The sequence below is a fragment of the Halomonas sp. H10-9-1 genome, from assembly GCF_040147005.1.
Taxonomy (GTDB): domain Bacteria; phylum Pseudomonadota; class Gammaproteobacteria; order Pseudomonadales; family Halomonadaceae; genus Halomonas.
In genome coordinates this window covers 1,810,851-1,834,474 of the sequence record NZ_JAMSHO010000001.1, presented here as the reverse complement: position 1 = coordinate 1,834,474, position 23,624 = coordinate 1,810,851, and the positions used below count along the sequence as shown (strand labels likewise).

Here is a 23,624-nt window from a genome sequence, read left to right as displayed (position 1 = left end):
GGGCCCGGCCCGCCCCGCGACGAGGAGACTACTATGGCCCAGATGAAATTCATGTGCGACGCGGAGCGCTGCATCGAGTGCAACGGCTGCGTCACCGCCTGCAAGAACGCCAACGAGACCGACTGGGGCATCCAGCGCCGCCGGGTCGTCACACTCAACGACGGCGAACCCGAGGAAGTCTCGATCTCGGTTGCCTGCATGCACTGCGACGACGCGCCCTGCATGGCAGTCTGTCCCACCGACTGCTTCTACAAGACCGACGACGGCATCGTGCTGCATGACAAGGACCTGTGCATCGGCTGCGGCTACTGCCTCTACGCCTGCCCCTTCGGCGCCCCGCAGTTCCCCCAGCAGAATGCCTTCGGCGAACGCGGCAAGATGGACAAGTGCACCTTCTGTGCCGGCGGCCCGGCGGAGAGCAAGGAGGAGGAGTTCCAGAAGTACGGCGCCAACCGCATCGCGGAGGGCAAGCTGCCGCTGTGCGCCGAGATGTGTTCCACCAAGGCGCTGCTGGCCGGCGATGCCCAGGAAGTCGCCGACATCTTCCGCCAGCGTGTCGTCCAGCGCGGCCACAAGGATGGCGGTTGGTCGGGCAATCCGCGCCGTGAACAACAGCGTACCCGCGCCGGTCGGCCGGATGTCTCGGCGGCCGACTCGCTGGCCTACGATGCCAGCCAGCAGGGCTGAGGAGGTGATCCCATGAGCCACACCATACAATGGCGGTCGCTCTGGCGGCTGGGCCTGCTCGCGCTGATACTGGCGTTCGGGCTGGCTCTCTCCCAGAGCGCCCAGGCCCAGGCAGATCCCGAGGGCGAGGCGGCCTTCGCGGTACCGGCAGTGGACGCCGACATCTGGCGCCAGGTACGTAGCGGCGAGGTCGATGCCAACTATCGCGACAGCCGCTTCGACTCCACCTACAACCTGGTCAATGCCAGCGGCGAGACCTGGCGGCAGTGGCGCAACCGCTGGGTGTCACCCTACGGCCTGATCGTCATCGGCGGCATGCTGGTGATGATCACGCTCTTCTACCTGATGGTGGGCCGCAAGAAGCTGGATGAGCCACGCACGGGCAGGAAACTGCTGCGCTGGAGCGCCGTGTCGCGCTCACTGCACTGGAGCGTGGCCACGCTGTTCATCCTGCTCGCCCTGTCGGGGCTCACCCTCCTCTACGGCAAGCACGTGTTCTACCCGCTGTTCGGCGCCGGCGCCTGGGGCGCCATGGTGTCGGCCTCCAAGCTGGTGCACAACTACCTGGGGCCGCTCTTCGGTATCCTGCTGCTGATCCTGCTGGCCAAGCTGCTGGTGCACAACCTGCCGAAGAAGCATGACATCGACTGGTTCCGCAAGGGTGGCGGCCTGGTCGGCAAGGGGCATCCCGACGCAGGCTTCGCCAATGCCGGCGAGAAGGTCTGGTACTGGCTGCTCGCCACCGCCGGGGTAGCGGTCATCATCAGCGGCCTGGTCCTGGACTTCCCCAACTATGGCCAGGCACGCGACACCATGCAGTGGGCCAACCTGGTGCATGGTATCGGAGCACTGGGCCTCACCGCCGTGGCGCTGGGCCATATCTACATCGGCACCCTGGGCACCGAGGGCTCCTTCGAGGGCATGGCCACTGGCTATGTCGACGAGACCTGGGCCAAGGAGCACCACAACCTCTGGTACGAGGAGGTGAAGGAGAGTGCCGTGCCCGAAGAGCAGCTCGCCACCGGCAGCAAGGGAGCGACAGGAGGCTCCTCGCCGCAGAGCTCCGCCTAGCGTGATTGATCGAGCCACCTTCGACACCGCCTGCGGGCGGTGTCTTTTGTTATTCTGGATACCTACCACCGGATGGAGTGATCCCCATGCAACACCTGGACGAGACGACACGCACCGAACTCGAGGCGGCCGCCTTCCGCCGCCTGCTGCGTCACCTGGACGAGCACAAGGAAGTGCAGAACATTGACCTGATGATCCTCGCCGACTTCTGCCGCAACTGTCTCTCCAAGTGGCTGGTGACCGCCGCCGAGGAGCACGGCGCCGAACTCGACTATGACCAGGCGCGCGAGTATGTCTACGGCATGCGCTACGCCGAGTGGAAGGAGAAGTATCAGCAGCAGGCCACCCCGGAACAGCAGGCCGCCTTCGAGGCACGCCAGGCCCGCACCGGGCAGAACAGCGAGGAGTCGGCACAGAATGGCTGAACCGATGATCCCCCTCTCCATCGCCGTGCTCACGATCTCCGACACCCGCACCGAAGAGACCGATCGCAGTGGCCAGGCACTTGTCGAGCGCCTGACCACGGCTGGCCACCGCCTGCACGAGAAACGCATCGTGCCCGATGACGTCTATCGCATCCGCGCCGTGGTGGCCGGCTGGATCGCCGACGAAGCGGTCCAGGTGATCCTGACCACCGGCGGCACCGGCTTCACCGGACGCGATTCCACTCCCGAGGCGGTCTCGGTATTGCTCGACAAGCAGATCGAGGGCTTCGGCGAGCTGTTTCGCCACCTCTCCTGGCAGGAGATCGGCAGTTCCACGGTGCAGAGCCGCTGCCTGGGGGGGCTGGCCAACGCCACCGTGCTCTTCTGCCTGCCGGGTTCCACCGGCGCCTGCCGCACCGCCTGGGATGGCATCCTCGCCGAGCAACTGGACAGCCGGCACAAGCCGTGCAATTTCGCCAACCTGGTGATTCCCGAGCGAGGCCAGCATGCCTGACATGAGAAGAACCCGTCACAAACCCTGCTGCTCTCGATACCTTCAGGCCAACCTGGTGATTCCCGAGCGAGGCCAGCATGGATAGCGAACTCAAGCCTATCACCGCGGCACTGGAGGCCCTGTTGCAGGGCGTCGGCATGCTGGACAGTGAGCGAGTGCCGTGTGACGAGGCGGCCGGTCGCGTGCTGGCCGAGGAGGTCACGGCGCGGCTCGACGTACCCTCCTTCGACAACAGCGCCATGGATGGCTACGCCTTGCACCATCGCGACGCTGGCCGTCGGCTGCCCGTCAGCCAGCGCATCGCCGCCGGGACCCCCGCCCAGCCCCTGGCGCCCGGCAGCTGCGCGCGCATCTTCACCGGCGGCGAAATTCCCCCGGGCGCCGACTGCGTGGTGATGCAGGAACGCGTTGAGGTGATGGGTGACACCGCCCTGATTCCCGATGACGTCACGCCAGGCGACAGCATCCGTCGCCGCGGGCGGGACGTCGCGCATGGCAGCACGCTGCTCAAGGCCGGCCAGCGCCTGGAGGCCGCCGCTCTGGGCCATCTCGCCGGCCAGGGGATCACCGAAGTCGAGGTGCGCAGACGGCCTCGGGTCGCCCTGCTCTCCACCGGCGACGAGATCATCGACCCCGGCAAGCCACTGGGGCCGGGCCAGCTCTACAACTCCAACCGACCCATGCTCCGCCGGTTACTGGAACGCTTCGGCGCCACGCCGGTGATGATGGCATCGATCCCCGACGACCCCGCGGCCACCCGGGAGATGCTTGCCGACGCCGCCAGCCAGGCAGATATCGTGGTGACCACCGGCGGTGTCAGCGTCGGCGAAGAGGATCACGTCAAGGCGGCCGTGGAGAGCCTGGGACGGCTGGACCTCTGGCGACTGGCGATCCGCCCGGGCAAGCCACTGGCCCTGGGCCGGATTCTCCGGGGAGACGCTGAGACACGCTTCGTGGGGCTGCCGGGCAACCCGGTATCGAGCTTCGTGGGTGCCTGGCTGTTCCTGAGGCCGCTGGTCGGCGGCATGCTGGGCTGCCCGGCGCTGCTCTCGCTGCCCGAGCTCTCCGCACGCAGCGGCTTCTCGACCCGCACCGGCCCACGGGCCCACTACATGCGCGTCACGCTGCGCTTCGACGACCAGGGCGTGCATGCCGAACCCTTCGCCGACCAGAATTCGGCGGTGCTCTCCTCGTGCATCGAGGCCGATGCCCTGGCGGTCATTCCCCGCGAGACCACCCTTTCACCGGGTGACCGCGTGACTTGCCTGTGGCTCAGGAACGACGCCTAGGCGGGCCGGGCACCACCTCCAGCGCCTCGCGCACCGCCGGCCACAGGCGCTGGAAATCATCGCGCAGGACCGGATACTCGGCCTCCAGCCAGGGGACCAGCTCCACCAGGCGGTTGGGTCCGGAGAGCCGCTGGCCGATGCCGCCGATCGCGCGGCAGGTAAAGGAGAAGTCGGCATAGCACCGCAGCCAGTCCTGCTCCACCAGCAGCGGCATCATTGCTGCAAGGCGTGATGGCGCCGAGCGCCGTGCCAGCAACCGATAGCTACGCGTGACCAGGGGCGAGTCCCGCTCCGCGACACCTGGCTCCAGTGCCACGAAATGATCCCATACGAGGTCCAGGGCGATCCCCACGTAGCGTCTACCCGAGCGCGGTGAACGCGCCAGGATGGCGCGGGTCACCGCGTGGCTGTCCACGAAGGCATCGACGCGGCGGTGGTGGTGAATCCCACGCGCGACCTCGGCAGGCCAGTCGTTGAGGTTGCTTCCCTTCACCCCGTCGGCGATCAGGTTGCCGTAGAGGAAGTCGTCGCCCCCGCCGCGCGCCAGCCATGCATGGGCCAGGAAGTTCATGACGTGTTCACAGGCAGTTGGTGGGCTTGGGCAGCCCCGCCAGCCGCGCCCCCACCTTGGGGGGACTACCGGGGAAGAGTTTCATCAGGTAAACGGAGCGCCCCTTGTCGGGGCCCAGCGCCTGACCTACCGCCTTGACCAGGGGACGCATCGCCGGGGCCTGCTCAAAACGCGCATAGAACGCTCTCAGCACGTGTATGATCTCCCAATGCTCCTCGCTCAGCGCGATGCCCTCCTCCTCGGCCAGACGCTCGGCAACTTCCGCCGACCAGTCGCCCATGTTGACCAGATATCCCTCGGGGTCGAGCGGGACATCTCGGTTGGCCAACGATAGATAACGGTATATTTCCGTGCTTGCCATCAGTACCAGCTCACCGTGCGTTCACACTCCGCGGTCAATGCCACGAAACCCTCGATATCGACGACGCGGACCGCCGGGTCGCATAACGCGAGCAACCCGCGTGACGCCAGGTCCTCATGCAGGGCGTAAAGGCGTCCGGACACACTCTCGTAACGCGCCTGCTGCGCCGGCAAGGCACCGATGACGCCGTCTTCGATCAGCAGCAGCAGGTCGTCCGGCCCCATTCCCGCCAGTGCCTGGTCGAGAACGGGGGACAGCGGAGAGCGATTCAGGGTATGCAGCAACATGGCGTATCTCGTCAGAAGTTCAGAACCAGGGGGTGGGCTGCCAGCAGCTCGGCGATCTCGTCAGCGCCAACGCCCTGGACCGGCAGCATAAGCTGCTCGTCGCTCAGGCCCAGCGTATCCATCCCCTTGGCCTCCACCAGCAGCCTGTCGATATCGTACATCTCCAGCATGGCCAGTGTCGGTGCCGTGCCCTTCTGTCCCAGCGGCCCCACTTGCTGCCCCTCGAGCAACGCCGTGATGCCCTCACCCATGAACAGCAGCGTCACCCGCCGGTCGAAGGCCGCCGCCACCAGGGCAAAATCCAGTCCTTCCTTCAGCCAGCTGGACCCGTGGGGCGCATGGCGCAGGATCACCAGCAAGTCACCTGAGCGAGTATCGTCTTGCATCCGCGGTTCTCCTCAAGGACCGAAGGTGATCAGGCGGTCACAGCGCAGGCCAAGATCGATCAACTGGCCCAGCCCCGTCAGTTCGAAGGGGGGCTCGACGCTGCAACCCTGCTTGCCGTGTCGTGCGGCCTCCTGCTCGTCGAGCAGGCCGCGCCTGAGGGCGGCGGCGATGCAGACCTGCAGGGGCACGGCATGCTCGCGGCCCAGCTCGGCCCAGGCATCGACCAGGTGGGGCTCGTCCTGGGGCGGTGCGGCCAGCCGGGCCGCGTTATGCACTCCGTCATGGTAGAAGAACACCCCGTCGATGACATGGCCCTTGGCCAGCAACGCACGCGTGAAGCGCAGCGCCGAGTGGGCCGCCTGGCTGGTATAGGGGGCATCGAGCAAAAGGATGGCGTAACGCATCCGGGGTCTCCTGAAAACAGGCTGGCCCCGCCGAGGCGGGGCCAGCCATGTCGTTGGCCTGTCGTAGCCTCGGTCAGTCGCTGCTCATGATGCCAAGCAGGGAGAGCAGGCTGACGAAGAGGTTATAGATCGACACATAGAGGGTGATGGTGGCCAGGATATAGTTGGTCTCCCCGGCGCGGTGAACGATCTCGCTGGTCTGGTAGAGGATCGCCGCGGAGGAGAACAGCACGAAGCCGGCGGAAACCATCAGCATCAGGGCCGGGATCTGGAAGATCAGGCCGGCCAGCATGGCCAGAACCAGCACGATGGCGCCAGCCATCATGAAGTTGCCGAGGAAGCTGAAGTCCTTCTTGGTCACCAGCGCCACGGCGGAGAGACCGATGAAGGTCAGGCCGGTCATGGCCAGGGCGTTCATCACCAGGGCGGCACCATTGGGCAGCGCCAGGTAGGCGTTGAGAATCGGGCCGAGGGTGAAGCCCATGAAGCCGGTGAAGGCGAAGGTAGCGAGCAGCCCCATCGCCGAGTGAGCTGTCTTGTGGACCAGGAACATCAGTCCGTAGGCGCCAATGAAGAACACGAAAATGTTCAGGCGCTCGATGCCCATCGCCATGGCGGCACCGGCGGTCACGGCGGAGAAGAGCAGCGTCATGGCCAGCAGCCCATAGGTGTTGCGCAGCACCTTGTTGATGCTGGCCACCCGGGTCTGGGTCTCCTCGCGGGTCATCTGTGACTCTTGATAGGCCATTGATCCTGTGCTCCCTGTCGTCAATTGATCTTGCCAGTGGACTAGCATGCCGCCTGGAAGTTCCGCACGCAAGAGCTTGAGGGAACAGCACTCAACGCTGTTTCTGCACTCATGCCCCCAAATGTGCCCCCCCGCAGCAAGGCCCTGGCAACACCCGCTGCTGTGGAACAGACATCGCTACCTGCGGCCTCCAGTGCCTCTTCATCCAGCCAGACCAGCTCGCTGGCATCGCTGGCGGCGCCCTCCTCGCCACCCTGCCATTCCATGCGCAGGACGATGATCACATAGTGGGCCCGCAGGCGGTCGTCGGCCTCATGGTCGAACACATCGATTGCCGTGAAGACCTCGCCGGCACGAGCCTGCAGCCCCGTCTCCTCGAGCAGTTCGCGTTCGGCGGCGGCCTGCAGCGTCTCGCCGGCTTCCAGCTTGCCACCCGGAAGCGCCAGCCGCCCGGCATTGGGCGCCTGGGCTCGACGCACCATCAGCAGGCGGTCGTTCCAGATCAGGGCGCTGGACACCGCAGGAATCGGACGGGGCAAGGCATGCGGGTCTTCGGGCATCGACATGCGGGACTCACGGCGGCAGGGGGAGCCCCCACTCTGCAAGCCACCTGCGTGCGATGCAAGGCGATGGCGACGCGGGTGACACCCGCCCAGGCTCCAGCTCGCGCGCTAGCGGCTCATGCCGGGGGCCTGGCGGGCCACGACGCTGACCTCTACCGCCGTCTGAGCATTGGCCAACCAGATGGCATCATCCTGAATGGTGGCATTGAGCTCCATGCCGCGCCCCGCCAGCTGACCCAGCACTGCCACGCTCTCCGGGGGGATGTCGTAGACGGTGAGGTTATCCAGGCTCGCCAGCTTTCCGCCAAGCTGCTCCCACCAGATCCTGGCACCCTGGCCGCTGTAGGTATAGAGCACCACCTGACGCGCGCGGCCGCAGGCACGGCGAATCTCACGCTCATCCGGCTGCCCCAGCTGAATCCAAAGCTCGATCTCACCGCTCAGGCTCCGGATCCATAGATCGGGCTCATCGTCGGTGCTGACCCCGCGGCCGAAGGCAAGGTCCTCATGGGCATGCCGAACGAAAGCCAGCACGCGGAGCATCATGCGCTCGTCGGTCTCCGACGGATGGCGGGCAAGGGTGAGAGCATGTTCGCCATAGTAGTGGCGGTCCATGTCGGCAATCTGGAGCCTTGCCTTGAAGATCGTGGCTTTCAGTGCCATTCAGGTGGCCTCGAGGAAACCTTGCATAGCAGCCATGCTCCAGGGCACTGCTGCCTATCCAAAAAAGAAAAGCCACTGTAAACAGTGGCTTTTCCTAGTGTCATGGCGGAGGGACAGGGATTCGAACCCTGGAAGGGCGTTAACCCTTGCCGGTTTTCAAGACCGGTGCATTCAACCGCTCTGCCATCCCTCCGGCTTACGGCGGTGAATATTACCAGCTTTCGCGCCTCGGTCAAGAGCCAAACGCGATCAAGGCCTTAGCGGCCATCAGTAGAGCCGCAGGCCGACTCGGGTCACGCGATTGCCATCCATCTCGCTGACTACCCAATGGATGCCATGCCAGTCGACATCGTCGCCCACCACCGGATGGCCACCGACGCGCAACGAGACGAACTCGCTCAGGCTCATCTCGCGCTCACCGGGGCTCAGGGTCAGCCCGTAGGCATCGGCGATATCCTGCATCCTGGCCTCCCCTTCGAAGGTGAAGGTGCCGAAGAAGGCGCGCTCCTGCTTGAGCTTGGCCTCTCCATTGAAGAGTCGGTTCAGCGCCGGCAGATCCTCGCTGCGACCGATCACGCAGAGCACATCTTCCAGCTGCAAGCGTGTACTGCCCTTGGGATGCAGCATGGCGTGCTCACGAAAGAGGGCCGAGATCAGGGCTCCGGAGGGAAAGCGCAGCAGGCGAATGGGAACATCGGCGAGATCCTCGTTCTCGACCCGGTAGACGAACATCTCGTAATCGTTCTCGGGCAGAATCCCCAGTGGGCCGCGATGGTTGGGGCTGACCGGCGTCGGTATCAGCACCCGGGTCCAGCGCGCCATCAGCGACAGCGTACCGCCCTGCACCAGCAGCGAGAGCAGCACCACCGCGAAGGCCACATTGAAGTAGAGCGCCGCCCCCTCCACGCCACCGATCACCGGGAAGATCGCCAGCACGATCGGGACCGCCCCACGCAGGCCAACCCAGGAGATGAAGCCGAGCTCGCGCCAGCGAAACTTGAAGAAGGGCTTGAGCGAAACGAGTACCGCCAAGGGGCGCGCCACGAAGATCAGCATCAGCCCCACCAGGGTCGCAGGCAGCGCATAGTGCAGCAGGTCCGACGGTGAGACCAGCAGCCCCAGCACCAGGAAGAGCCCTATCTGGCTGAGCCAGGCCAGGCCATCATGGACCGGCAGAATATAGTTGAGGTGGCGCCCCTTCTGGTTGCCGATCATCAGGCCCGCCAGATAGATCGCCAGGAAGCCGCTGCCACCGAGAAAGCTGGTCAGGCCAAAGATGCAGAACCCCAGCGACAGGGCGAGCAGGGAGTAGAGCCCGGGCGCCAGATCGACCCAGCGCAGCAGGCGACCGCTTAACCAGCCGGCACCCACCCCGATCACCAGGCCGAGGCCGAACTGCTGGATCAGCATCAGCATGGTCTCCATGGGCCCGCCGATATCGCCGACCAGGATCTCCACCAGGACCAGGGTGAGGAAGATCGCCATGGGATCGTTGGTGCCGGACTCGATCTCCAGGGTCGCCCCGACCCGCTCGTTGAGATTCAGCCCTCGCCCGCTGAGCATCGAGAATACCGCGGCCGCATCGGTAGACCCCACGATGGCTCCCACCAGCAGGCCCTCGACCAGGCCGAGGTCGAATATCCACATGGCAAACAGGCCGACCAGCCCCCCGGTGATGAAGACACCCGCAGACGCCAGGGTCAGGGCCGGCTTGAAAGCGACGCGGAAGGTCTTCAGGCGTGTGCGCAGCCCGCCATCGAGGAGAATCATGGCCAGGGCCAGGTGGCTGATCAGAAAGGCCAGGGGATAGTTGTCGAACTGGATGCCCAGCACCCCCTCTTCTCCAGCCAGCATTCCCAGGCCGAGGAAGATCAGCAGCAAGGGAAGCCCGAACAGAGTGGAGAGTCGACTGCCCAACACGCTCAAGGCGATCAGCAGCCCGGTGAAGAAGAACAGGGTATTGATGACGTCCATGGCATCCTCGCAATGGCTGGCCTTTCATTATCGCATGCCGCCCATGACTAGGCGATGCCGGTGGCGCGTAACTGGCAACACGGTCGGCGTCGCGGATACACTGGGCTCCGGCCAAGCGCCCCCTTACTCGTCGCGGAGCCCGTGAATGCCCAACCCCCCTGCCCCTGTGCCCTGGCGACGCTCGCGTCTCGTCCTGTGCCTGCTGCTGGCCCTGGCGCTGTTACCCTCCCCGACCTGGGCAGAGGAAGGCCTGGAGGCACCCGATGCTCCGGTGACCCTGGGGGGCGATGTCATGGTGCCCGACCTCAACGCCTCCACCGGGAAAGGCCTCGAGGTACCCGATGCTCCGCCGAGCCTGGAGGGCGATGTCGTGGTACCCGATCTCAACGCCTCCGCCGGGGAGGAGGCGACGCCCACGAACTTGCCCGAGGTCGAGGGGCCGCCTAGCGATGACGAGGCCACGCCCGGCGAGCCCGACGCGTCGATCCCAAGTGTCACCCACGCGCCCGCCGAGCCGCTGGAACCCCCGCCGCTCGAGTCACTGACGATCATGCTCGACTGGTACCCCAGTCCGCACCACGCCGCCCTGATCCTGGCGGCAGGCAACGGGCTTCCCCAGCGCGAAGGGCTGGAGCTTACGATCAGGACCCCGGCGGATCCCGGCGCCCCGCTGCGGCTCCTGAATGCCAACCTTGTCGACCTGGCCCTCACCCATCAGCTGCAGCTGCATCTCCAGGTCGACCGCGGCAAGTCGCCGATACGCGTGGCGACCCTGGTCGACACGCCGCTTGCTGGGATACTGGTGCGCGAATCCAGCGGCGTAGAGGGACCGGAGGGGCTCGCCGGGCTCACCCTGGGGCACGCCACCGAGGATGGCCGCGACATCCTGTTTCCTGCCCTGATCACCCCCCACGGCATCGCCCGCGGTGAGGTCAACCTGGTGGAGACTGGCTTCGCCCTGGCCACCGCCATGACCGAGCAATCCCTGGACGGCCTGGTGACACCGCTACGCCTGACACTGCAGCGCCAGTTGGCGGATCGCGGCGTGTCGACCCGCCTGCTCAACGTCGAGGAGCATGGCATCCCGTTCCACGACGGGCTGATTCTCGTGGCCAACCGCGACCGCCTGTCCCGTCTCCGGGAGCCCATCATCGAACTGGTCGATATCCTGCGTGATACCACCCTATGGATGATCGAGCACCCCGAGAGGGCATGGGAGGCCCTGGTCGAACTGGAGCCGACCCTCGATACGGCCGCCAACCGTGACGCCTGGATCGCCACCCTGATGCGCCTGAGCGCCCAGCCCGCGGCGCTGGACAGTCGGCGCTACAGCCAGGTCGAGGCTTACCTCCACGAAAACGGGCTGATCGAATCGATCAGCCGGCTGGAACGCCTTGCGGTGGACCTCGGCGCCGACTGAGCGTCAGGCGGCACCCGACTCCACGGCCGCGAGGAATTCATCGATGGACTCACGGAAGGCGTCGGGCTGTTCGGCATGCAGCCAGTGCCCCGCTTCCAGCGTCACCAGCCGGGCCTCCGGCAGCACCTCATGAAGTGCCGGCAGGTGCTCATCGGCGACATAGTGAGAATCGCGGCCTCGCAGCACCAGGGTCGGCCCGGTGAAGGGCTCGCTGCCGGCCGGCTCCCCCATGATCGACTCGTAGTCATCCTGAATCTCGTCCAGCCCCAGGCGCAGTGCCATGCCCTCTGCCTCGCCGCGCACCAGGTTGGTGGCCAGGAACAGTCGCACGGCCTTCTCGCTGACATGCTCGGCCAGCAACGCATCAGCCTCGCGGCGATTGGCCGGGCGCCCTTCCACCACCCGACGCAGCCCCGCGAATACGCTGTCGTGGTCATGTCCATAGGCCACCGGCGCGATGTCGCCGACGATCAGCGACGCCACACGCTCGGGCGCCAGACGGGCCAGGGAAATCACCACCTTGCCGCCCATGGAGTGGCCGAGTAGATGGGCACACGGAATAGACAGGCGGTCGAGCAGCGCCAGCACATCCCCGGCCATCTCCGCATAGCCCATCCCGGTGACATGCGGCGAACGACCATGGTTACGCAGGTCCACCGCCACGACCCGGCGACTGGACTCCCAGGCCTTGATATGTGAGCGCCAGTTGTCGGCACTGCCGAACAGGCCGTGGATGACCACCAGCGGCGTGCCAGCGCCACCGGTATCCAGGTAATTGAGCTCGATAGGCATGAGGTAGTCCTCGTCCAGGAGTGTCGGTTGGCGTATCAGTAACGGGCGCGCGCCACCTCGGGTGCGAGATCGTCGCTCCCGGTGACCGCCACCAGGCGACGGCTCAGCCAGGCCAGCAGTACCCCGTAGAGCGGCAGGAAGAACAGCAGGCTGATGATCAGCTTGATCACGTAGTCGACCCAGGCGATCTCCAGCCAGTTGGCCGCCATGAAGGCATCGGGGCTGTTGTGGAAGGCGATCGAGAAGAAGGCGAAGGTATCGGCCAGATTGCCCGCCACCGTGGAGATCGCCGGCGCCACCCACCAGGCGCGCAGACGGCGCAGGCGATCGAAGACGTGGACATCGAGCAGCTGCCCCAGCACGTAGGCCATGAAGCTGGCCACGGCGATGCGGGCAACGAACAGGTTCCACTCGCCCAGGGCCTCAATGCCGGCGAAGCCGCCACGCGGGAACACCACCGAGACGACATAGGAGATCACCAGCGCCGGCAGCATCACCCGCATGATGATGGCTCGAGCCGGGCCCTTGCCGAAGAGGCGCACGGTCAGGTCGGTGGCCAGGAAGATGAAGGGAAAGCTGAAGGCGCCCCAGGTGGTGTGGTAGCCGAACAGCGTGAAGGGCAACTGCACCAGGTAGTTGCTGGCGGCAATCACGACGATATGGAAGGTGACGAGCAGCGCCAGGCAGCGGCGATACTGGGAGTCGGAAAGCACGAACATCTCGGGTCCTTTTTTGGTGGAGGGGTGAGGGAACCCTCATGCAAGAAGGCACCGGCCATCGGGCCGGTGCGGGCGCATTATACGGGGTGGCTCGCCCCCTGGCCATGCCCCGCCAACGCAGCACGCCGCCCCATGAGGCGGCGTGCTCTCCTCGCCGGGTGAGTGGCCTGTCAGACCTGGCGGGCGGCGTGGGCGGCGCCGACCTCGCGGGCCTTCATGGCCTCATGAATCTCCTCCAGGCTCGCCGGATCATCGATGGTCGAGGGGATACCGAACTCCTTGCCGTCGGCGATATTGCGCAGCAGCTTGCGCAGGATCTTGCCGGAGCGCGTCTTGGGCAGACGGTCCACCACCAACACCTGCTTGAAACAGGCGATGGGGCCGATCTTCTCGCGCACCAGGGCGATCAACTCCTCCTCCAGCTCCACCTCGCGGCCACCGAAGCCGTCCTTGGGAATCACCAGGCCCACCGGCAACTGTCCCTTGAGCGCATCATGGATACCGATAACGGTGCACTCCGCCACCGCAGGGTGCGCGCCCACGACCTCCTCCATCTCGCCGGTGGAGAGGCGGTGGCCGGCAACGTTGATGACGTCATCGGTGCGTCCCATGATGAACAGGTAGCCATCCTCATCGACATAGCCACCATCCCCGGTCAGGTAGTAGCCCGGGAAAGCCGCCATATAGGCCGCGTGGAAACGCTGCGGGTCACCCCACACCCCGGTCAGGCAACCCGGCGGCATGGGCTGCTTGATCACCACGCTGCCCTGCTCCATGGGCGCGACCCGCTCGCCCTCGCGATCGAGGATCTGCACATCGAACCCCGGCACCGGCACGGTGGCACTACCCGCCTTGGTGGGCATCGGCTCCAGGCCGTGCAGGTTGGCGGCGATCGGCCAACCGGTCTCGGTCTGCCACCAGTGATCGATCACCGGCACGTCAAGCAGGTCGTCGAGCCAGTGGAAGGTGGGCGGATCGAGGCGCTCGCCGGCCAGGAACAGCGCCTTGAGGCTGGAGATGTCGTACTCCGCCAGCAGCTTGCCGTCGGGATCCTCCTTCTTGATGGCACGGAAGGCGGTCGGCGCGGTGAAGAAGCTCTTCACCCGATACTCCTCGATCAGCCGCCAGAAGGCGCCGGCATCGGGCGTCTTTACCGGCTTGCCCTCGTAGACCACGCTGGTGGCCCCGCGCAGCAGTGGCGCATAGACGATATAGGAGTGCCCGACCACCCAGCCAACGTCCGAGGCCGAGAAGAACACCTCGCCCGGGGCCACGTCGTAGATCACGTCCATGGAGTAGGCCAGGGCCACCGCGTAGCCACCGGTATCGCGTACCACGCCCTTGGGCTTGCCGGTGGTGCCGGAGGTGTAGAGCACGTAGAGCGGATCGGTACCCTTCACCGCCACGCAGTCGGCGGGCGCCGCCTTCTCCACCAGGGTTGCCCAGTCATGGTCGCGCTGCCCCAGATCGGCGACATGCTGCTCGCGCTGGAAGATCACGCAGGCGTCGGGCTTGTGGGCACTCTGCTCGATGGCCTCATCGATGATCGGCTTGTAGGGCAGGACCTTGTTGACCTCGACGCCGCAGGAAGCCGCCACGACCACCTTGGGAGTGGCATCCTCGATTCGCACGGCCAACTCATGGGGGGCGAAGCCACCGAACACCACCGAGTGCACGGCACCGAGCCTGGCACAGGCGTACATGGCCACCAGTGCCTCGGGCACCATGGGCATGTAGATCACCACCCGGTCGCCCTTCTCGACGCCCAGGTCCCTGAGCGCGCCGGCGAAGGCCGCCACCTGGTCACGCATCTCGCGATAGGTCAGGGTGCGCTTGCTGTCGGTTACCGGGGAATCCCAGAGGAGGGCCGGCTGCTCCCCCCTGCCCTGTTCGACGTGATGGTCGAGGGCGGCGTAGGCGATGTTCAGCTCGCCATCACCGTACCAGCGCGCGTGATTGGCCTCGTCGTAGTCGAGGATGCGCTGGGGCTCCTTGAACCAGGGGATGCGGCGGGCCTGCTCGGCCCAGAAGGCCTCGGGATGGTCGATCGAACGGCGGAATTCGTTGGCGTAGGTGCTCATGGCGTTCCTGTCACGGTCCAGTGCGGATGATTGTTGACACTGTAAAGCACAGGATCTGGAGCACCCTCATACGATAGGCTAATTTTCGACGAAAGATGCAGGGCCCGGAGCATTATTGTCAACAACGACGATGAGACCGAAGCATCGAAAACGACTATTCAACGCGCACGCGCAATCCGAACTAGACTATGCTTGAGTAAAGCCCAATATACGGTCACGACGCCCACGGCGTCCGATCCGGTCTCTTCACTCACGCGCAGCGCGGGGACACGCCATGCACACGCCCAGCCGCGAGGCAGCAAGACTCATCGAGGGGGGAAGCGGCGCCATCGATCGCGCCACTGCCCTGCTCAAGGCCATGGCCAACGACAATCGACTGCATATCCTCTGCCTGCTCGACGCAGGCGAACTGTCGGTGACCGAACTCAATGGACACCTGGCCCTGAGCCAGTCGGCGCTGTCCCAGCACCTCGCGATCCTGCGCCGCGAGGAGCTGGTGACCACGCGACGCAGCTCCCAGACCATCTACTACTCACTGCAGGGAGATAGCGCCAGGGCCATCATCGCCACCCTGGTCAACCTCGGCATGGCCGACGGCTGAAACGGCCGCAGCCCAGGCCGCCATCCCCAAGGCTAGCGCTGCCACCAGCGGCTGGCATCGAGTACCTCTGCCCCGCGCAGCAGTGCGCGCTCGACCCCCGCCGATACCGCCACCCCCAGGCGCTCGGCGAATCGACGGGGCCGCTCCAGCCTTACCCGGATCACCCTCGCCTCGCGCATGCGCTCCACCAGGTAGGCCTCGCTGGTCCCCAGGGCGTCGACCAGCCCCTTGTCGAGGGCCTCACTGCCATACCAGATCTCCCCGGTGGCGATCGACTCGATATCCAGTGCCGGGCGACGCTTCGCCACGTGGCGCTTGAACAGCTCGTGGGTCGTCTCCAGGTCGTCAAGGAACTTCTCGCGCCCCTCATCGGTATTCTCGCCGAGCACCGTCAGGGTCCGCTTGTAGCGCCCGGCGGTCAGCACCTCGACATCGATGTCGTGACGCTTGAGCAGGCGGTGCACGTTGGGCACCTGGGCCACCACGCCGATCGACCCCAGCACCGCCAGCGGGGCCGCCCGGACGCTGTCTGCACCGCATGCCATCAGGTAGCCGCCGCTCGCGGCCACCTTGTCGACGCAGACCGTGGTGGCAAGCCCCGCCTCGCGCAGGCGATCCAGCTCGGCGGCCGCCAGCCCATAGGCATGCACCAGGCCGCCGGCGGACTCCAGGCGCACCACCACTTCGTCCCCCGGCTCGGCGGCGGCGATCACCGCCGATATCTCCTCGGCGAAACGGCCGGTACCGCTGGCCCGGATATCGCCGTGGAAGTCGAGCAGCCAGACCGTCGGTCGGCCCTGCCCCTGCTCGCCCTTCTCCGTCTTGCCCGCCTTGTCACGCTTCTTGTCCTCGCGACGAAACGCCTTGACCAGGCGCTTGCGCGCCCCCGGTTCAGTAGCCGCCAGGCGCAACCGCCGCCTTCTGGCAGCGTGCCCCCGATTGAGCTCCTCGAGCTTGAGCCGCGAGTCACTGCCCGTCTCGCCGCGCAGCTTGGCCAGCACCGCGACGGCGAGTCCGACGATCACCACCAGGCTCAGCAACTGGGCCAGGAACAGTCCGAAATCCGCCAGCCAATCTCCCATCGTCGCCTCCTCTGCGGCCCCGGCCGCTCGATATCGTGGGCGGCCTCCGGCCGCTTGCTTGAGTCAGCGGCGTATCGGGCCGCTTGATTTAAACAATCGTTTTAAATAGGCTCCCGAGGTCAACCACCCCATCAGGAGCCATGCATGAGCCAGTCCACCCTCGACACGCTGATCTCCCGCTTCGCCCCCCAGGCCGCCAGCGGCATGGACGAGGTCTTCCAGTTCCACTTCGATGATGCCGACAGCCACTACCTGGTCATCCGGGATGGCGAGCTGGGCGTCGAGGAGGGTGTGCATGACGACCCGTCCGTCAGCCTGTCCATGAGCACCGCCACACTCAAGGGGCTGATGACCGGCGACGTCAACGGCATGACCGCCTTCATGACCGGCAAGCTGAAGGCCACCGGCAACGTGATGCTGGCCACCAAGCTGACCAGCCTGTTTCCCGCCAACTGACGACCCGCGGCGGTGTGCCGCGCGAGCCGCGATGCCCCGTCGCCACGCTAGCGGGCCGCCACCTCGGCCAGGTGAGTCTCGATCAGCGCCCGGGAGATCGAATAGAGCGGCGGCAGCTGAGGCAGCTGGCGTGGGGAGAACCAGGCGGCATCGGCGATCTCCACGCCATCGATGCGGATGCGCCGACTGGCCGCCTCGGCGAAGAACCCCAGCATCAGTGAGTGGGGGAAGGGCCAGGCCTGGCTGCGAAAATAGCGAACCCGCCCCACGGCGAGCCCCACCTCTTCGAAGATCTCGCGGCGAACCGCCTCCTCCGCCGACTCTCCCGGCTCGATAAAGCCGGCCAGCGTCGAGTAGCGCCCCGGCGGGAAGCGTGGGCTGCGCGCCAGCAGCAGGGCCTCGCCATGGCTCACCAGGGTAATGATGCAGGGCGAAATGCGCGGATAGTTGCGGTGCCCGCAGGCGTGACAGTGCATCGCGAACTCGGCGTCGAGTCGCTCGGATGGTGCCCCGCAACGGCCGCAGAACCGATGGTCACGCAACCAGGCGCCCACCTGGAGGGCCGTGGAGACCAACGGGAAGCGCGACTCGGGCAGGTGTGCCAGCCAGTCCCGGGCCGTCGGCCAGTCGCTGCCGGCACTCGCCTCGAGGGAGAGTGCCAGCGGCACATCCTGCCAGTAGCCCAGCGGCTGCATCCGCGCCTCCCAGGGCATCACCGGCTGCAGCACGCCGCCATCGGGCGCCGGGGCGATACGCCCCTCGGCCAGGCGAATCACGTGGCCCTGCCGGGCATCCAGGGGCAGCTCGCGGCGCAACATCAGTGCACGATCCCCTCGATACCATCCCACAGGCATTCGCCCGCCGCCTCGCGGATCCGCGCCAGCTTCTGGCGATGGGCGGCGAGCTCCTCGTCACTGGGCATCGACACCCGCAACTGTCCGCCGGAGAGCTCCACCGGACGCCGCTGGATCCCCGCCTGCCGGCCACCCTCCGTGGCCATGGAGGAGTCGAGCAGCAGCGCGGTCTGCCCGCCGGTCATGGCCAGGTAGACCTCGGCCAGGATCTCGGCGTCGAGCAAGGCGCCGTGGAGGACACGGTGGCCGTTGTCGATATCGTAGCGCTTGCACAGCGCGTCCAGGTTGTTGCGCTGGCCGGGGTGCTTGTCCCGGGCCATCTGCAGGGTATCCAGGATGCGACAGTGCTCGGCAACCGGCCCCAGGCGTGACTCGCCACGGACGCCATGGAGCATCGACAACTCGTGGTCGATGAAGCCCACGTCGAAGGGGGCGTTGTGGATCACCAGCTCGGCGCCTTCGATGAAGGCCCAGAAGTCATCCACGATCTCGGCGAAGCGCGGCTCATCGGCGACCCGTTCATTGGTGATGCCGTGTACCGAGATCGCCTCCTCCTCGATCTCGCGCTCGGGATTGATGAACTGATGGTAGGTCCGTCCGGTCAGCCGGCGGTTGACCATCTCCACCGCGCCGATCTCGATCAGCCGGTGGCCCTCCCTGGGGTCGATACCCGTGGTTTCCGTATCAAGAACGATCTGACGCATCGCTACTCTCTCACGCCTGCTGTCGGTGACTGTCGATGGCTTCAAGGGCGGATGACCGGTGGGAGTCCGCCGGCATCGCCTCACTCAACCTCTCGCTTTCCTCTCTCCTGGACCGTGCCAGGCGGGCGGCACCCAACGCCGAGCCCCCCAGGGGCGCGGTGAAGCGCAGCCGGCCTCCCCGGGTCTGGATCAGTTGCGGCCGGCGGCACGCCTGGATCATGTAGCTGTCGCCCAACGGCAGGTTGTGACGGCGCCCCAGGGTCTCGAACAGCGTATTGCGGGGCAGCCGGCCGGGCAGGTGGAAAGCGCAGTAGTCTACCCGCTCGATCTCGAAGTCGACAAACGCCAGCCAGTCCCGCAGGCGTCCGGGAGCGCGCCACTGGCCCCGCCACGGCAGCGCCCGTCGCCGGGCCGGCGACAACCGCCCCATGCCCCCGGCGGAGAACGGCATCCAGCCGAAGAGGATGAGCCGCCCCTCGTCGGCGGTCACCCGCGCCGCCTCCTGAAGCATGTGGTGGGGGTCCGGGGCAACCTCCAGCAGATGGTGCACCACCACCAGGCTGAGGCTGTCATCGGGGAGCGGCAGCGCATCGGGAGCGCAGACCAGGGTGGAGGATGTCTCTGCCAGCTCGCGGGTGGGGGCCCAGCTCAGTGGATGGCGCACCGGGCACATGTCGGCCAGCAGATCACCGAAACCGAGTTCAAGGCTGTGCACGCCGAAGAGCCTCTCGCAGGCCGGCCCCAGGCAGGCTCGCTCGGCGTGACGCACGGCCTGACCCGCCGGTGAGGACCAGAAGGCCTGGCCCTCTCGGTACAGCGCGGCGAGGCGCTGAGCGCTGGTCTCGGTTGACATGTCCCTCCCTGCTCTTCATATTGGCTGGATTTTGCGAACCGTTCATGCCCATTCAGGACACTCAGCCCATGTTGAGCGTGACACCGATTCCCGCCTTTAGCGATAACTATATCTGGCTTCTGCGCCAGGACACGACCCCCGACGTGTGCGTGGTAGACCCGGGCGATGCCGCCCCGGTCATCGAGCTTCTCGAACGCGAGTCGCTGACGCTCTCCACGATCCTGATCACTCATCATCACCGGGACCACACCGGCGGCCTTGCCGAGCTCATCGAGCGCTATTCCCCGCGAGTGATCGGGCCCGACAACGAGTCCATCGGCGGCATCGATACCCCGGTGACCGAAGGGGATGAGGTTCGCGTCATGGGACGGCTGTTCGAGGTGATCGCGGTACCCGGGCACACCCTGGATCATATCGCCTTCTTCACCGCCGGCATCCCGCCGCTGCTGTTCGGTGGCGATGCCCTGTTCAGCGCAGGCTGTGGCCGCCTCTTCGAGGGCACGCCAGAGCAGATGCACGCCTCGCTGGAAAAGCTTGCTGCCCTGCCCGACGACACCCTTGTGTTCGCCGCTCATGAATATACCCAGGCCAATCTGCGCTTTGCACTGGCCGCCGACCCCCACAACCCGGACGTGGCCCAGGCCATGGAGGAGTGCCAGCGGGCACGGGAGCTTGAACGCCCCACCCTGCCCACTTCCATGGCCCGCGAGAAACGCATCAATCCCTTCCTGCGCGTGGCAGATGCCGGCGTACGCCAGGCCGCCTCGGCCCATGGCGACGTCGACAGCGACGAGGCGACCTTCGCCACCCTGCGCGCCTGGAAGGATAACTTCTGAACTCGATCCCTGGACGCCCCATGCCTCCGACACGATCGGACGGCCTAGACGCGCCTTGGAGGAACACTTCCGGATGACCTACCACACCACTCGCCGCAGGCTATTCGCCTTCGCCAGCAGCGCTGCCCTTCTGGGCGCCCTGATGACCGCCGGCGCCCACAGCCAGGCCGCCACACTCGAACGCGGCCACACCGGCACCGCACAGCACGGCGCCATTCAGCCCGCCCCCGGCAACATGACCCAGCACTTCTGGGACGCCCTGGCGCTGGAGACCCGTGACGCCTGGAGCCGGTTGCGCGACAGCTTCCAGTGGCAGAACGACCTGCACGATCCACGCGTGCAGGCCTGGATCGATCACTATCGCCAGTCCCCGCACAACATTGCCGAAATCACCGAGCGTGCCCGCCCCTGGCTGGCCTGGATCACCCAGAAGGTCGAGGAGCGGGGTCTGCCCGGGGAGATCGCCCTGATCCCCTTCATCGAGAGCTCCTTCGACCCGGGCGCACGCTCCCACCGCGGCGCCGCCGGCCTGTGGCAGTTCATGCCACGCACCGGCGACTCCCTGGGGCTCTCCCGCCAGCACGGCTATGACGGACGCCTCGACGTGGTGGCCTCCACCTATGCGGCCCTGGACTATATCGAGCAACAGGCGGACCAGTGGTACGAGGGGGACATCGAGCTCTCCCTGGCGGCCTACAATGCCGGTGCCGGCACCGTCAACAAGGCCCGTCGCCGGGCCATTGCCCAGGGCAAGGGAGGCGACTACTGGAGCCTCTCGTTGCCGCGGGAGACCATGAACTACGTCCCCAAGCTCAAGGCCATCGCCGCCATCATCAACGCCCCTGACGACTACCAGGTCGCCCTCCCCGAGATCGAGGACGCCCCGGCCTTCGCCAAGATCCCCGTTGAGCGCCCGATGCGCCTGGACGAGGTCGCCCGCCTCGCCGGCGTCTCCCAGGTCACCATCGCCGAGCTCAACCCGGGGGTGACCGGCGGTGCCATCCGGCCCGGCAACGACCGGGTACTGCTGGTGCCCATCGAGCGAGCCGACGAAATGTTGGCCCGCCTCGACGCCCCGACGATCCCGCACACGGCTCAGGACTCGCGCTACGTAGTGCGCCACGGCGATACCCTGGCGGATATCGCCGCTCGCCAGGGCATCAGCGTTGCCGAGCTGCGCCAGGCCAACGGCATCGCCGGCAACCTGATTCAGCCCGGACAGGCGCTCGAGCTGCCGACGCGCAGCCTCGCCTCGCGCTGAATGCCCCCCGGGGCCGTGGATGGCCCCACCGAGCAGGAGGCGGGGATTGTCTTTCGCGCCCGGGGCTGACACCTTAACCGGCGAAGCCTAGTGGGTACGACGCCGGCACTGGCCGGCGTCACTGTCGACACGGGATGTCAGAATGCCAATACCTTCACGCCGGCCCGCTGCCGTTACGCTTTTCGCCCGGCCCGCTGCCATTCTGCTGGCTGGCCTGTTGAGCCTGAGCGGCCTGCCGGCCGTGGCCCAGTCCCCGGCCGACGAGGAGGTGGCCACCGTCCACGGCCTGGCCCTCTACGGTGAGCCCGGACTCCCTGCAGGCTTCGAGCACTTCCCCTACGTCAATCCCGAGGCACCCAGAGGCGGCACCCTGACTCAGGCGGCGGTAGGCGGCAGCTTCGACTCCACCAACCCCTTCATCATCCGCGGCACGCCGGCGGCCGGCGTCTCGCGTATCTACGACACCCTCCTGGAGGGTAATCCCGACGAACCCTTCTCGCTCTACGGCCTGCTGGCCGAGGGCATCCGGCTGGACCCCGAACGCGAGTGGATCGAGTTCGACCTGCGGCCCGAGGCGCGTTTCCACGACGGCGAGCCGGTGACCGCCGAAGATGTGGTCTTCAGCTTCAGCCTGCTGACCGAGCAGGGCAACCCCTTCTACGGCGCCTACTACGCCGACGTGGAGAGCGTCACCGCCCTGGACGAGGACACGGTGCGTTTCGACTTTGCGTCCAGTCACTCCCGGGAGCTGCCGCTGATCGTCGGCCAGCTGCCGGTGCTGCCCAAGCACTACTGGGAAGGGCGCGACTTCAGCTCCCCGACCCTCGATGCCCACCCCGGCTCCGGACCCTATCGCATCGCCGAGGTCGACCCGGGCAGGCGCATCGTCTATGCGCGGGTGGAGGAGTACTGGGGGCGCGACCTTGCGGCGAAGCGAGGGCGCCACAACATCGATCGCCTCATCTACGACTACTACCGCGACCGCGACATCGCCTGGGAGGCCTTCAAGGCGGGTATCCTCGACTACCGCGTCGATGCCCGTGCCGCCACCTGGGCCACCGGCTACGACTTCCCGGCCTTCGAGGAGGGGCTGGTGAAGAAGGTCAGCGTGCCCGATGGCCAGCCGGCACCGATGCAGGCCTTTATCTTCAACCTGCGAAAGGAGACGTTCCAGGACCCGAGGGTCCGCGAGGCCCTGGCGCTGACCTTCGACTTCCCCTGGCTCAACGCCAACATCTTCTACGACGCCTACCGGCGCACCGAGAGTTTCTTCCAGAACTCCGAGATGGCCGCCGAGGGGCTGCCCAGTGACGCCGAGCTCGAGGTGCTGGAGCCCTGGCGTGACGCGCTTCCCGACGACGTGTTCAGCGAACCGCTGCCCATGGATCATCCCGAGACACTGCGCGAGCGGCTGCGCCTGGCCCTGGACCTGCTGCGCGAGGCAGGCTTTGAAGTCCGCGACGGCGGCCTGGTGGATGCCGATTCGGGACGGCCGCTGGAGCTGGAGGTACTGCTCTACGACACCGGCATGGAGCGGGTGGTCCAGCCGATGCTGCGCAACATGGCACGCCTGGGCATCCGTGGCACCATCCGCATCGTCGATATCAACCAGTACCTCAACCGCTTGCGCAGCTTCGATTTCGACATGGTGGTCGGACAGTTCCCGCAGTCCAACAACCCCGGCAACGAGCAGCGCGAGTTCTGGACCAGCGACTATGCCGAGGTGCCCCAGAGCCGCAACCTGATGGGCCTGGCCGACCCGGTGGTGGACGACCTGGTCGACCGTCTGATCCGCGCCGACAGCCGTGACACGCTCAACACCCTCACCCGCGCCCTGGACCGCGTGCTGCGCCATCGCTTCATCGTCATCCCCCACTACCACTCCGGCGAGACGCGACTCGCGGTATGGGACAAGTTCGGCTGGCCGGAGCCATCCCCCGAATACGGCATGGACCTCGAGGCCTGGTGGGTGGACCCCGAACGCGCGGCGACCATCGAACGCCGACAGCAGGGAGGCTAGG

27 protein-coding genes and 1 tRNA gene are annotated in these 23,624 nt (G+C 66.5%); 11 read left to right on the top strand and 17 right to left on the bottom strand.

Annotated features, from left to right (window positions below):
- Positions 1 to 33 precede the first annotated feature (33 nt).
- From fdh3B to NFH66_RS08455, 5 genes are all read left to right on the top strand, one after another.
- On the top strand, positions 34 to 687 hold the full coding sequence (fdh3B, locus tag NFH66_RS08475; RefSeq protein WP_349609818.1) for a formate dehydrogenase FDH3 subunit beta: 654 nt from the start codon (positions 34 to 36) through the stop codon (positions 685 to 687).
- A gap of 12 nt (positions 688 to 699) precedes the next feature.
- A complete protein-coding gene (locus tag NFH66_RS08470; RefSeq protein WP_349609817.1) occupies positions 700 to 1,758 on the top strand; it encodes a formate dehydrogenase subunit gamma in 1,059 nt (352 codons plus the stop codon).
- Between the two features lie 86 nt (positions 1,759 to 1,844).
- Positions 1,845 to 2,183 (top strand): DUF1244 domain-containing protein, encoded by a 339-nt coding sequence (locus NFH66_RS08465; RefSeq protein WP_349609815.1) that lies wholly within the window; start codon positions 1,845 to 1,847, stop codon positions 2,181 to 2,183.
- Positions 2,176 to 2,697, top strand: a complete 522-nt coding sequence (gene moaB / locus NFH66_RS08460) for a molybdenum cofactor biosynthesis protein B (protein WP_349609814.1) — start codon at positions 2,176 to 2,178, stop codon at positions 2,695 to 2,697. The genes NFH66_RS08465 and moaB overlap by 8 nt, the downstream gene beginning before the upstream one ends.
- A 77-nt stretch (positions 2,698 to 2,774) precedes the next feature.
- On the top strand, positions 2,775 to 3,986 hold the full coding sequence (locus tag NFH66_RS08455; RefSeq protein WP_349609813.1) for a molybdopterin molybdotransferase MoeA: 1,212 nt from the start codon (positions 2,775 to 2,777) through the stop codon (positions 3,984 to 3,986).
- On the opposite strand, the gene NFH66_RS08450 is transcribed toward NFH66_RS08455, so the two are convergent.
- The 10 genes from NFH66_RS08450 to NFH66_RS08405 form a co-directional block, all read right to left on the bottom strand.
- Positions 3,970 to 4,557, bottom strand: coding sequence for an acyl carrier protein phosphodiesterase (locus tag NFH66_RS08450; RefSeq protein ID WP_349609812.1), 588 nt, complete (start codon positions 4,555 to 4,557; stop codon positions 3,970 to 3,972). The genes NFH66_RS08455 and NFH66_RS08450 overlap by 17 nt on opposite strands.
- A 7-nt stretch (positions 4,558 to 4,564) precedes the next feature.
- Positions 4,565 to 4,918 (bottom strand): TusE/DsrC/DsvC family sulfur relay protein, encoded by a 354-nt coding sequence (locus NFH66_RS08445; RefSeq protein ID WP_349609811.1) that lies wholly within the window; start codon positions 4,916 to 4,918, stop codon positions 4,565 to 4,567.
- Positions 4,918 to 5,205, bottom strand: a complete 288-nt coding sequence (gene tusB / locus NFH66_RS08440; RefSeq protein ID WP_349609809.1) for a sulfurtransferase complex subunit TusB — start codon at positions 5,203 to 5,205, stop codon at positions 4,918 to 4,920. The genes NFH66_RS08445 and tusB overlap by 1 nt, the downstream gene beginning before the upstream one ends.
- Positions 5,206 to 5,216: 11 nt before the next feature.
- Entirely contained in the window at positions 5,217 to 5,591 is a 375-nt protein-coding gene (gene tusC, locus NFH66_RS08435; RefSeq protein WP_349609808.1) for a sulfurtransferase complex subunit TusC, read from the bottom strand.
- Positions 5,592 to 5,603: 12 nt separating this feature from the next.
- Positions 5,604 to 5,996 carry a sulfurtransferase complex subunit TusD gene (tusD, locus tag NFH66_RS08430; RefSeq protein ID WP_349609806.1) on the bottom strand — a complete coding sequence of 131 codons (393 nt, stop codon included), beginning with the start codon at positions 5,994 to 5,996 and terminating at the stop codon, positions 5,604 to 5,606.
- A gap of 73 nt (positions 5,997 to 6,069) precedes the next feature.
- On the bottom strand, positions 6,070 to 6,744 hold the full coding sequence (locus NFH66_RS08425; protein WP_349609805.1) for a Bax inhibitor-1/YccA family protein: 675 nt from the start codon (positions 6,742 to 6,744) through the stop codon (positions 6,070 to 6,072).
- Positions 6,745 to 6,785: 41 nt separating this feature from the next.
- Positions 6,786 to 7,310, bottom strand: a complete 525-nt coding sequence (locus NFH66_RS08420; protein WP_349609804.1) for an NUDIX hydrolase — start codon at positions 7,308 to 7,310, stop codon at positions 6,786 to 6,788.
- Between the two features lie 105 nt (positions 7,311 to 7,415).
- The gene (locus NFH66_RS08415) at positions 7,416 to 7,970 is read right to left on the bottom strand and encodes a YaeQ family protein (RefSeq protein ID WP_349609803.1); all 555 of its coding nucleotides are present in this window, start codon (positions 7,968 to 7,970) and stop codon (positions 7,416 to 7,418) included.
- 103 nt (positions 7,971 to 8,073) lie between these two features.
- Positions 8,074 to 8,163: transfer RNA gene (locus NFH66_RS08410), tRNA-Ser, on the bottom strand.
- Positions 8,164 to 8,237: 74 nt separating this feature from the next.
- Positions 8,238 to 9,944, bottom strand: a complete 1,707-nt coding sequence (locus NFH66_RS08405; RefSeq protein WP_349609802.1) for a potassium/proton antiporter — start codon at positions 9,942 to 9,944, stop codon at positions 8,238 to 8,240.
- A 145-nt stretch (positions 9,945 to 10,089) separates the two neighbouring features.
- Between NFH66_RS08405 and NFH66_RS08400 the strand changes: the two genes are divergently transcribed.
- Positions 10,090 to 11,364: an ABC transporter substrate-binding protein gene (locus tag NFH66_RS08400; protein ID WP_349609801.1), complete on the top strand. Its 1,275-nt coding sequence runs from the start codon at positions 10,090 to 10,092 to the stop codon at positions 11,362 to 11,364.
- Positions 11,365 to 11,367: 3 nt separating this feature from the next.
- On the opposite strand, the gene NFH66_RS08395 is transcribed toward NFH66_RS08400, so the two are convergent.
- The 3 genes from NFH66_RS08395 to NFH66_RS08385 form a co-directional block, all read right to left on the bottom strand.
- Positions 11,368 to 12,156: an alpha/beta fold hydrolase gene (locus NFH66_RS08395; RefSeq protein WP_349609799.1), complete on the bottom strand. Its 789-nt coding sequence runs from the start codon at positions 12,154 to 12,156 to the stop codon at positions 11,368 to 11,370.
- Between the two features lie 35 nt (positions 12,157 to 12,191).
- Positions 12,192 to 12,875 (bottom strand): 7-cyano-7-deazaguanine/7-aminomethyl-7-deazaguanine transporter, encoded by a 684-nt coding sequence (locus tag NFH66_RS08390; RefSeq protein WP_349609797.1) that lies wholly within the window; start codon positions 12,873 to 12,875, stop codon positions 12,192 to 12,194.
- Positions 12,876 to 13,045: 170 nt separating this feature from the next.
- Positions 13,046 to 14,977: a propionyl-CoA synthetase gene (locus NFH66_RS08385; RefSeq protein ID WP_349611691.1), complete on the bottom strand. Its 1,932-nt coding sequence runs from the start codon at positions 14,975 to 14,977 to the stop codon at positions 13,046 to 13,048.
- A gap of 253 nt (positions 14,978 to 15,230) precedes the next feature.
- Between NFH66_RS08385 and NFH66_RS08380 the strand changes: the two genes are divergently transcribed.
- Positions 15,231 to 15,557, top strand: a complete 327-nt coding sequence (locus NFH66_RS08380) for an ArsR/SmtB family transcription factor (protein ID WP_349609796.1) — start codon at positions 15,231 to 15,233, stop codon at positions 15,555 to 15,557.
- Positions 15,558 to 15,589: 32 nt separating this feature from the next.
- Here the strand turns inward: NFH66_RS08380 and sohB are convergent, their stop codons facing one another.
- Positions 15,590 to 16,639 carry a protease SohB gene (sohB, locus tag NFH66_RS08375; protein ID WP_349609795.1) on the bottom strand — a complete coding sequence of 350 codons (1,050 nt, stop codon included), beginning with the start codon at positions 16,637 to 16,639 and terminating at the stop codon, positions 15,590 to 15,592.
- Positions 16,640 to 16,783: 144 nt separating this feature from the next.
- Between sohB and NFH66_RS08370 the strand changes: the two genes are divergently transcribed.
- Positions 16,784 to 17,095, top strand: coding sequence for an SCP2 sterol-binding domain-containing protein (locus tag NFH66_RS08370; RefSeq protein ID WP_349609794.1), 312 nt, complete (start codon positions 16,784 to 16,786; stop codon positions 17,093 to 17,095).
- Positions 17,096 to 17,142: 47 nt separating this feature from the next.
- Here NFH66_RS08370 and nudC read toward each other — a convergent pair whose 3' ends face one another.
- Genes nudC through NFH66_RS08355 form a run of 3 tightly spaced genes read right to left on the bottom strand, consistent with a single transcriptional unit; the run spans position 17,143 to position 19,506 of the window.
- On the bottom strand, positions 17,143 to 17,913 hold the full coding sequence (gene nudC, locus NFH66_RS08365; protein WP_349609792.1) for an NAD(+) diphosphatase: 771 nt from the start codon (positions 17,911 to 17,913) through the stop codon (positions 17,143 to 17,145).
- Positions 17,913 to 18,653, bottom strand: coding sequence for a DNA polymerase III subunit epsilon (dnaQ, locus tag NFH66_RS08360; protein WP_349609791.1), 741 nt, complete (start codon positions 18,651 to 18,653; stop codon positions 17,913 to 17,915). Before dnaQ ends, nudC begins: the two co-directional genes overlap by 1 nt.
- A gap of 10 nt (positions 18,654 to 18,663) precedes the next feature.
- Positions 18,664 to 19,506 (bottom strand): class I SAM-dependent methyltransferase, encoded by an 843-nt coding sequence (locus NFH66_RS08355; RefSeq protein WP_349609790.1) that lies wholly within the window; start codon positions 19,504 to 19,506, stop codon positions 18,664 to 18,666.
- A gap of 68 nt (positions 19,507 to 19,574) precedes the next feature.
- Between NFH66_RS08355 and gloB the strand changes: the two genes are divergently transcribed.
- The 3 genes from gloB to NFH66_RS08340 all read left to right on the top strand — a co-directional run bounded on the left by gloB (position 19,575) and on the right by NFH66_RS08340 (position 23,623).
- A complete protein-coding gene (gene gloB / locus NFH66_RS08350) occupies positions 19,575 to 20,342 on the top strand; it encodes a hydroxyacylglutathione hydrolase (protein WP_349609789.1) in 768 nt (255 codons plus the stop codon).
- 73 nt (positions 20,343 to 20,415) lie between these two features.
- Positions 20,416 to 21,603 carry a transglycosylase SLT domain-containing protein gene (locus NFH66_RS08345; protein ID WP_349609788.1) on the top strand — a complete coding sequence of 396 codons (1,188 nt, stop codon included), beginning with the start codon at positions 20,416 to 20,418 and terminating at the stop codon, positions 21,601 to 21,603.
- Between the two features lie 142 nt (positions 21,604 to 21,745).
- A complete protein-coding gene (locus NFH66_RS08340; protein WP_349609787.1) occupies positions 21,746 to 23,623 on the top strand; it encodes an extracellular solute-binding protein in 1,878 nt (625 codons plus the stop codon).
- Position 23,624: the final 1 nt, after the last annotated feature.

Bases quoted from the DNA above. Each gene is read 5' to 3' on its own strand.
- NFH66_RS08425 (WP_349609805.1), bottom strand. From the start codon at position 6,744: ATGGCCTATCAAGAGTCACAGATGACCCGCGAGGAGACCCAGACCCGG.
- NFH66_RS08380 (WP_349609796.1), top strand. From the start codon at position 15,231: ATGCACACGCCCAGCCGCGAGGCAGCAAGACTCATCGAGGGGGGAAGC.
- moaB (WP_349609814.1), top strand. From the start codon at position 2,176: ATGGCTGAACCGATGATCCCCCTCTCCATCGCCGTGCTCACGATCTCC.
- gloB (WP_349609789.1), top strand. From the start codon at position 19,575: ATGTTGAGCGTGACACCGATTCCCGCCTTTAGCGATAACTATATCTGG.
- NFH66_RS08395 (WP_349609799.1), bottom strand. From the start codon at position 12,156: ATGCCTATCGAGCTCAATTACCTGGATACCGGTGGCGCTGGCACGCCG.
- NFH66_RS08370 (WP_349609794.1), top strand. From the start codon at position 16,784: ATGAGCCAGTCCACCCTCGACACGCTGATCTCCCGCTTCGCCCCCCAG.
- NFH66_RS08345 (WP_349609788.1), top strand. From the start codon at position 20,416: ATGACCTACCACACCACTCGCCGCAGGCTATTCGCCTTCGCCAGCAGC.
- fdh3B (WP_349609818.1), top strand. From the start codon at position 34: ATGGCCCAGATGAAATTCATGTGCGACGCGGAGCGCTGCATCGAGTGC.
- NFH66_RS08355 (WP_349609790.1), bottom strand. From the start codon at position 19,506: ATGTCAACCGAGACCAGCGCTCAGCGCCTCGCCGCGCTGTACCGAGAG.
- nudC (WP_349609792.1), bottom strand. From the start codon at position 17,913: ATGTTGCGCCGCGAGCTGCCCCTGGATGCCCGGCAGGGCCACGTGATT.
- NFH66_RS08455 (WP_349609813.1), top strand. From the start codon at position 2,775: ATGGATAGCGAACTCAAGCCTATCACCGCGGCACTGGAGGCCCTGTTG.
- NFH66_RS08400 (WP_349609801.1), top strand. From the start codon at position 10,090: ATGCCCAACCCCCCTGCCCCTGTGCCCTGGCGACGCTCGCGTCTCGTC.
- tusC (WP_349609808.1), bottom strand. From the start codon at position 5,591: ATGCAAGACGATACTCGCTCAGGTGACTTGCTGGTGATCCTGCGCCAT.
- tusD (WP_349609806.1), bottom strand. From the start codon at position 5,996: ATGCGTTACGCCATCCTTTTGCTCGATGCCCCCTATACCAGCCAGGCG.
- sohB (WP_349609795.1), bottom strand. From the start codon at position 16,639: ATGGGAGATTGGCTGGCGGATTTCGGACTGTTCCTGGCCCAGTTGCTG.
- tusB (WP_349609809.1), bottom strand. From the start codon at position 5,205: ATGTTGCTGCATACCCTGAATCGCTCTCCGCTGTCCCCCGTTCTCGAC.
- NFH66_RS08415 (WP_349609803.1), bottom strand. From the start codon at position 7,970: ATGGCACTGAAAGCCACGATCTTCAAGGCAAGGCTCCAGATTGCCGAC.
- NFH66_RS08340 (WP_349609787.1), top strand. From the start codon at position 21,746: ATGCCAATACCTTCACGCCGGCCCGCTGCCGTTACGCTTTTCGCCCGG.
- NFH66_RS08465 (WP_349609815.1), top strand. From the start codon at position 1,845: ATGCAACACCTGGACGAGACGACACGCACCGAACTCGAGGCGGCCGCC.
- dnaQ (WP_349609791.1), bottom strand. From the start codon at position 18,653: ATGCGTCAGATCGTTCTTGATACGGAAACCACGGGTATCGACCCCAGG.
- NFH66_RS08445 (WP_349609811.1), bottom strand. From the start codon at position 4,918: ATGGCAAGCACGGAAATATACCGTTATCTATCGTTGGCCAACCGAGAT.
- NFH66_RS08390 (WP_349609797.1), bottom strand. From the start codon at position 12,875: ATGTTCGTGCTTTCCGACTCCCAGTATCGCCGCTGCCTGGCGCTGCTC.
- NFH66_RS08470 (WP_349609817.1), top strand. From the start codon at position 700: ATGAGCCACACCATACAATGGCGGTCGCTCTGGCGGCTGGGCCTGCTC.
- NFH66_RS08420 (WP_349609804.1), bottom strand. From the start codon at position 7,310: ATGTCGATGCCCGAAGACCCGCATGCCTTGCCCCGTCCGATTCCTGCG.
- NFH66_RS08450 (WP_349609812.1), bottom strand. From the start codon at position 4,557: ATGAACTTCCTGGCCCATGCATGGCTGGCGCGCGGCGGGGGCGACGAC.
- NFH66_RS08405 (WP_349609802.1), bottom strand. From the start codon at position 9,944: ATGGACGTCATCAATACCCTGTTCTTCTTCACCGGGCTGCTGATCGCC.